Origin of the sequence: Paracraurococcus ruber (assembly GCF_004353985.1) — a bacterium.
Taxonomy (GTDB): Bacteria; Pseudomonadota; Alphaproteobacteria; order Acetobacterales; family Acetobacteraceae; genus Paracraurococcus; species Paracraurococcus ruber.
On sequence record NZ_SMOA01000067.1, the window covers coordinates 21,171 to 28,272 of the forward strand.

At 74.8% G+C, this 7,102-nt stretch carries 8 protein-coding genes; all 8 read left to right on the forward strand.

Annotated elements, in window-relative coordinates; all coding sequences use genetic code 11:
- Positions 1-45 precede the first annotated feature (45 nt).
- The 8 genes from E2C05_RS14300 (at position 46) to E2C05_RS14335 (ending at position 6,996) form a co-directional block, all read left to right on the forward strand.
- Entirely contained in the window at positions 46-1,188 is a 1,143-nt protein-coding gene (locus E2C05_RS14300) for an aminotransferase class V-fold PLP-dependent enzyme (RefSeq protein ID WP_133220320.1), read from the forward strand.
- A gap of 247 nt (positions 1,189-1,435) precedes the next feature.
- Positions 1,436-2,110, forward strand: a complete 675-nt coding sequence (locus E2C05_RS14305) for a transglycosylase SLT domain-containing protein (RefSeq protein WP_158292121.1) — start codon at positions 1,436-1,438, stop codon at positions 2,108-2,110.
- Positions 2,111-2,319: 209 nt separating this feature from the next.
- Positions 2,320-2,499, forward strand: coding sequence for a Flp family type IVb pilin (locus E2C05_RS14310; protein WP_133220322.1), 180 nt, complete (start codon positions 2,320-2,322; stop codon positions 2,497-2,499).
- 81 nt (positions 2,500-2,580) lie between these two features.
- Positions 2,581-3,078: an A24 family peptidase gene (locus E2C05_RS14315; protein ID WP_133220323.1), complete on the forward strand. Its 498-nt coding sequence runs from the start codon at positions 2,581-2,583 to the stop codon at positions 3,076-3,078.
- Positions 3,079-3,085: 7 nt separating this feature from the next.
- Entirely contained in the window at positions 3,086-3,928 is an 843-nt protein-coding gene (cpaB, locus tag E2C05_RS14320; RefSeq protein ID WP_133220324.1) for a Flp pilus assembly protein CpaB, read from the forward strand.
- Positions 3,928-5,388, forward strand: a complete 1,461-nt coding sequence (locus E2C05_RS14325) for a type II and III secretion system protein family protein (RefSeq protein ID WP_133220325.1) — start codon at positions 3,928-3,930, stop codon at positions 5,386-5,388. The genes cpaB and E2C05_RS14325 overlap by 1 nt, the downstream gene beginning before the upstream one ends.
- Positions 5,389-5,476: 88 nt before the next feature.
- Positions 5,477-5,773, forward strand: a complete 297-nt coding sequence (locus tag E2C05_RS14330; RefSeq protein ID WP_133220326.1) for a hypothetical protein — start codon at positions 5,477-5,479, stop codon at positions 5,771-5,773.
- On the forward strand, positions 5,773-6,996 hold the full coding sequence (locus E2C05_RS14335) for an AAA family ATPase (protein WP_133220327.1): 1,224 nt from the start codon (positions 5,773-5,775) through the stop codon (positions 6,994-6,996). The genes E2C05_RS14330 and E2C05_RS14335 overlap by 1 nt, the downstream gene beginning before the upstream one ends.
- The last annotated feature ends 106 nt before the right edge of the window (positions 6,997-7,102 follow it).

Genomic DNA, 7,102 nt, shown 5'->3' on the forward strand with positions numbered 1-7,102 from the left:
TGCCCTGCCGCGGCCCGGACCGCATCTGGGGTTGCGGAGGGCACCATGCTGGACCTGCGCGCGCATTTCAGCCGCTTCCTGGGCGCGGAGCCGGACCGGCTGCATCTGGCCGCCCATAGCCACCACCCCTGGCCGGACGTGACGCGCGACGCCCAGCTTGCCGCCTGGGACGATGCCGCCCGCCTGCAGGACGGCAAGTGGGAGCATGTGCTGGGCCCGGTCTGGCAGGCGGCGCAGGGCCATGTCGCGCGGCACCTGGCGCTGCCGGACCCCGGCACGGTCTGCTTCGCGCCCAACACCCACGATGTCCTGCTGCGCATCCTGTCCAGCCTGCCCATGGGCCGCGTGCCGCATCTGCTGACCACGGATGGCGAGTTCCACTCCCTGGCCCGGCAGGCGGCGCGGCTGGAGGAGGAAGGGCTGCTGCGCGTGACCCGCATCCCGAGCGAGCCGGGGCCGGACTGCCTGCCCCGCCTGGCCGAGGCGGCGCGGCAGGGCTGCGACCTGGTCTGGGTGAGCGAGGTCTTCTTCGCCTCCGGCTATGCGCAGGAGGGATTCGAGGCGTTGGCCGCGGCCGCCGGCGAGGCGGTGGTGGTGATCGACGGCTACCACGCCTTCCTGGCGAAGCCGGTGGATCTCTCGGCGCTGGCGGCGCGCGTGTTCTATGTCGCGGGCGGGTACAAATACGCCATGGCCGGCGAGGGCGCCTGCTTCGTGCATTGCCCGCCGGGCCGGCTGACGCGGCCGCGCGCCACCGGCTGGTATGCCGGCTTCGGCGCGCTGGAGACGGGCGTCGAGGGCGTTCCCTATGCCGCGGATGGCTGGCGCTTCATGGGGGCGACCTTCGATCCCTCCGGCCTCTATCGCTTCAACGCGGCGATGGGCTGGCTGGCGGCGCAGGGGCTGGGGGCGGCGGCGATCCAGGCGCACAGCCATGACCTGCAGGCGCGTTTCGTCGCCGGCCTCCCCGGCACCGGCCTCGACCCGGCGCGGCTGGTGGTGCCGCTGGCGGAGCGGCGGCGCGGCAATTTCCTCGCCTTCGACCTCGACGACGCGGAGGCCTGGCAGGCGCGCCTCGGCGCCCGCGGCATCGTCACGGACCGCCGCGGCCGCCGGCTGCGCTTCGGCTTCGGGCTCTACCACACCGCGGCCGAGGTGGACCGGCTGCTGGACCGCCTGCGCCGCTGAGGCCGCGACGCATCGCGCGCGGCCTGGCCAGAGTCTGTTCGAGGTGCAGCGATGGGCGACACGGCGGAGGAGCAGTGCGCGCATGGCAACGGGGATCATGGCTTCCGAGACGTCGAGGCGCCCTGGCGGGGGCCTCGCCCTTTTGGCGATCCGGTCACCTTCGCCGCGCTAAGGCGACGCCATGTTGCCAAGGCCACCGAGGATCGCCCGTGGGCTCTGCCTCCTCCTGCCGCTTGCGGTCCCGGCAATGGCGGGCGAGGCCGGGGACTGGCAGGCCTGCCGGACGGCGGTGGCGGTAGCCGAAGCGCATGCCGCGCTGCCGCCGGGCCTGCTCGGCGCCATCGCCAGGACCGAGAGCGGCCGGCGCAACCCCGAGACCGGGCGGGTGGAACCCTGGCCCTGGGCGCTGAATGCCGCCGGCATGGGGGTCCATGCCGCCTCGCGCGCCGAGGCTGTCGCCACCGTCGCCGCGCTGCTGGCGCGCGGCCTGCGCTCCATCGATGTCGGCTGCCTGCAGGTGAACCTGCTGCACCACCCAGCCGCCTTCGCCAGCATCGAGGAGGCCTTCGATCCGCTGGCGAATGCCCGCTACGCGGCCGGCTTCCTGCGCGACCTCCACCGCCGCGCCGGTGGCGACTGGGCCCGGGCCATCGCCTGGTATCATTCGGCGACGCCTGAGCGCGGCGAGCCTTATCGGTTGCGGGTCCTGGCGGCACTGGCTGGCGGGGCGGCAGGCTTGCCAGCGGCGCCCGTCCTGCCCGGACCTTCGGCCGTGCCGCGTGCCGATGCCGTCGCCCCGGTGCTGGCCCCGGCGGCGCTGCAGGTGCGGGTGGTGGTACCGGCGCAGCCCGGCGCCGCGCCGCGCCCGCCGCTGCCCGCGTCGGGCCGACTGCCGCGCGTGATCACCCCGCGCATGGGCTGACCGGACCGGCGCATGGCCATTGACCCTTTCGCAACGGGCAGCACGGCAACCTCCGATTGCTTGAAATTCCTGTTGACGAGAAAAATTTAAATATTTAGACAACGCCTCGCCAGCCGGTTGTATCCGCACCTTGGATGCAACGGCAGGTCCGGTTCCCTGCCGGATCGCACACCCCAACCGCCGCCCGTCGGCCGCATAGGAAGACACCGATGCTGACCTCGCTCTACCTCGCCGCCCGGTCCCTGGTCACCGACCGCAAGGGCGTCACCGCGATGGAGTATGGCCTGATCGCCGCTCTGGTCGCCGTGGTGATCATCGGCACCGTCACCACGCTGGGCACCAACCTCGAGCTGGTGTTCGCCAAGATCCGCGACACCCTGAAGGTCTGATCCGGCACGCCACGCCACCGGGCCGGCTGCGCATCGCCTGCGCCGCCGGCCCTTCCCTTCCTCATCCCCCCGGTTGCTCGCATGCCGACCGACACGCTCCTCGCGCTCGCTGCCGGCATGGCGTTGCTCGCTGCGGCGCTGCACGACGTGGCGGCGCGCACCATCCCGAACCGCCTGTGCCTCGGCATCGCCCTGGCCGGCCTGCTGGGCCAGGCGCTGGAGGGGCGGTTGCCCTGGGCGCTGGCCGCCGCGCTGCTGGTCTTCCTGCTGGCGCTGCTCGCCTGGCGGCTGGGCGGCCTCGGCGGCGGCGACGTGAAGCTTCTGGCCGCCTGCGCCCTGCTGGTGCCGCCGGGCGCGGTGCCCGGGCTCGTGCTTGCCACCGCCCTCGCCGGCGGGGTCCTCGCCCTCGGCATGCTCGGGCTGCGGCCGCTGGTGCCGCTGCCCGCCGGGCCGCGCCCCACCGGGCTGCTGGCCCGCGTCCTGCGCGCGGAAGCGTGGCGGATCCGGCGCCGCGGCCCGCTCCCCTACGGCGTCGCCATCGCATTGGGAACTTTCTTCACGCTCATCCAGCCACAGTGACGGCGTCATGCTGCTCCGGATCCTTCTCATCGGCCTGCTGCTCGTCGGCTTCGTCGGGTTCGGCGGCTATGCCTGGCTGAGCCTGCAGCCCGCCGCTCCCCCGGTGGCCGAAGCACCGCCGGCGAAATCCGTGGTGCTGGTCGCCGCGCGCCCGCTCCGCGCCGGCACGCTGGTGAAGCCCGAGGACCTGGAGGTGCGCGAATTGCCGCCGGAGGCGGTGCCGGCCGCGGCGCTGCGCGACACGCGGGAAGGCCGCAGCGGGCTGCTCGGCGCCATGGTCCGCCGCAGCCTGCCGCCCGGCGAATTCCTGCTGGCCGAGGATCTGCTGAAGCCGGGCGATCGCGGCTTCCTCGCCGCCGTGCTCGGCCCCGACATGCGCGCGGTCTCGGTCGGCGTCGATGCGGTCTCCGGCGCCGCCGGGCTGATCTGGCCCGGGGACCGGGTGGATGTCGTGCTCACCCAGCAGCTCACCGATGACAGCCTGCCGCTCTATCGACGGGTGGCGGGGGAGACCGTGCTGGCCGATGCGCGCGTCATCGCCATCGACCAGGCGCTGGTGCAGGGCGCGGTGGGAGAAGGGCCGGAGATCAGCCGCCAGGCCCGCACCGTCACGCTCGAGGTCACCCAGCGCGGGGCGGAGCGGGTGGCGGTGGCCACCCGGCTCGGCCGCCTCTCCCTCGTCATCCGCTCCGCCACGGGCGCCGAGGCGGGCCCGGCGCCGGAGCCGGCCATCACCTGGGGCGGCGATGTGTCGCCGGCGCTCCGCAACGGCCGGCCGACGCCGGAGGGCAATCCGCACACCCTCCAGATCTTCCAGGGCACCGCAAAACGCGAGGAGTTCCGGTTCTGATGCGTCCCATCCCCTGGCGCGCCGCCCTGGCGGCAGCGCTGGCGCTGCTGCCCGCCCTCGCCGCGGCGCAGACCGCGTCCCCACCGCTCGCCGCGCCGGCGGCCGAGCGGCCGCGCCCGGCCCCGCTCGCCGTCCCGCCGGTGCGGGAGGTGACGCGGGAGAACAGCGCGACGCTGCTCGCCGGCATGCCGCTCGGGATCGAGGCCGGGGCGGGTCGCATCCTGCATCTCGGCCGTGCCGCCGCCTCGGTCTTCGCCGCCGACCCCAAGGTGGTGGAGGTGCGGCCGGCCAGCCCGACCAGCCTGTTCCTCTTCGGCGTCGCGCCCGGCCGGACCACCATCGCCGCGCTCGACGGCGCCGGTGCGCCGATCGCGCAATACGAGGTGACGGTGCGTCCCTCGACCTATGGCGCGGCGGAGGCGCAGGGCGCCATCGCCCGCCTGGTGCCCGGCGCAAGGGTCCGGGCGGAGCCGCGCGGCACCGGCATCGCCCTGCTGGGCGAGGTGGCGACGGCAGCCGAGGCCGAGCAGGCCGCCGCCATCGCCCGCGGCTACCTGACGGAGGGGCAGCAGCTGGACAACCGGCTCTCGGTGCTCGGCCAGGTGCAGGTCAACCTGCGCGTCCGCATCGCCGAGGTGTCGCGCGAGGTGACGCGGCAGATCGGCGTCGACTGGCAGGCGGTGGGGCAGTCCGGCAATTTCGCCATCGGCCTGCTGACCCGCAACGCGCTGCTCGACCCGATCAACCTTTCCAGCCAGCTGGTCGCCGCGGCGACCGACCGCCGCACCTATGACGTGAACGCGCTGATCGACGCCCTGGCGCAGGACCGGCTGATCCGCCTGCTGGCCGAGCCGAACCTCACCGCCATCAGCGGCGAGACCGCCAGCTTCCTGGTGGGCGGTGAATTCCCCATCCCCGTCGCGCTGCGCGACAACGTCATCACCATCCAGTTCAAGCAGTACGGCGTCAGCCTGGCCTTCGTGCCCACCGTGCTGTCGCAGGGCCGCATCAGCATGCGCGTGCGGCCGGAGGTGAGCGAGCTGACCGACCAGGGCGCGGTGCGGCTCGCTTCCGGCAATTCCTCCATCCAGATCCCGGCGCTGACGGTGCGACGCGCGGAAACGACGGTGGAACTGGGCAGCGGCCAGTCCTTCGCCATCGCCGGCCTGCTGCAGGACAATGCCCGCACGCTCGGCCGCGCCCTGCCCGGGATCGGGGAGGTGCCGGTGCTCGGCGCGCTGTTCCGGTCCGACCGCTTCCAGCGCAACGAGACCGAGCTGGTCATCATCATCACGCCCTATGTCGTGCGGCCGCAGAGCGACCCGACGGCGCTGCGGGCGCCGACCGATGGCTATGTGCCGCCCTCCGACCTCGAGCGGATCCTGCTGTTCCGCCAGGTGGCGCAGCGGCGCGGCCTGCCCGCCCGCCTGCCCGGCGAGGCCGGCTTCGGGCTGGACTGAGGCGGGCGGCATGCCCTTCGGCCCCGACCCCGCCGCCGCAGCGCCGCGGCGCCGCGCCCACCCCTTCCCACGCATTGCGGAGGACGCCATGGCGACCCGTGCGCTCCCCTGGCTGCTGCTGCCCCTGCTGCTCGGCGGCTGCGAGGCGGCCGATGCCTATCACCGCCCCGGCACCTGGCGGCCGGAGGCGGCGAATGAGCGGAACCTGCGCGCCATGCTGGTCCGGCCGGAGGAGCTGGTGCGCGGCACCGGAGAGGCCGGGGCGCAGGGCGCCACCGCGGCCCAGGCGATCGAGCGGCTGCGCGCCGACCGGGTGAAGCCGCTGCCGGATACCGGGCTGGCCCGCCTGGTCGTCGTCGCCAATGGCGGCGGGAGCGGCAACTGATGCCCGAGGGGCTGCAGGTCCCGCGGCCCGAGCCGGCGGCCGAGTCGCCCAACCGGCCGGAGCGGCGGGCGCTTGTCTGCTTCACCGCCGATGCGGGGACCGAGGAGGCGTTGCGCAGCGGCTTCGCCGAGGCGGCACGCGGCGATGCCGAATTCCGCCGCGGCGACATCGCCCGCGCCATCGCCGCGCTGGGGGAGATGCCGACGCCCTGGACGCTGGTGGTGGACGTCGCCGGGCATCCGCAGCCGATCGCCGCGCTCGAGGACCTGTCCAACGTCGTCGAGCCGGATGTGCGCGTGCTGGTGGTCGGCGACCGCGAGGATGTCGGCTTCTATCGCCAGCTCACCCGCGGGCTCGGCGTCGCCGACTATCTCTACAAGCCGCTGACCGCGGCCATGGTCGCGGAGCATTTCCGCCCGGTGCTGGTGCGCGGCCGGCTGCCCGCCGCGCCGATGCGCGGCGGCAGGCTGGTGACCGTGACCGCGGCGCGCGGCGGCGCCGGCGCCTCGACCATCGCCGCCAACCTCGCCTGGTACATCGCCACCAAGGCGGAGCGGCACACGGTGGTGCTGGATGCCGACCTGCACCGCGGCACCCAGGGGCTGCTGCTGGGCGCCCAGGTGGGGCCCGGCCTGCGCAGCGCGGTCGAGAGCCCGGACCGGGTGGACGAGCTGTTCCTGGAGCGCACCGCCATCCGCGTCGCCGAGCGGCTGCACCTGCTGGCGGCGGAGGAGCCGCTGGCGATGCCGGTGGCCTGCGCCCCCGGCGCGGCGGAGCGGCTGGTGCAGGTGCTGCGCCGGCGCTTCAACTTCATCGTGGCCGACGCCCCCGCCGACCCCGGCGGACTCGGCCGCCTGCTGGCGGATGCGGCGCAGCAACGCATCCTGGTGCTGGAGCCGACGCTGGCCGGCATCCGCGACACGCTGCGGCTGCTGCAGCTGGAAGCCGGGCCGGGCCAGGCGCACCGGCCGCTGCTGGTGCTGAACCGGGCCGGCCGCCGCGGCGGCCTGCCGACCAGCCAGGTGGCGGAGGCGCTGAAGGTCGAGCCCGACCTGATCCTGCCCGACCTGCCGAAGCCGCTGGAACAGGCGGCGACGCTGGGCCAGCCCGCAGTCACCGCATCCGGCGCCTTCCGGCTTGCCATCGCCCGCCTGGCGCAGGCCGCCGGCGGCGTGGGCGAGGCGGCGCCGCGCGCCGGCCTGTTCGCCCGCTTCCGGCGATGAGCGACAGCCTCGTCCCCAGCTTCGGCCGGCGCCGGCCGGACGCGCCCCCGCCCGGGCCGGGCAGCGTCGTCCGCCTCGCCTCGGAGGCGGTGCCCGCGGCCGCGCC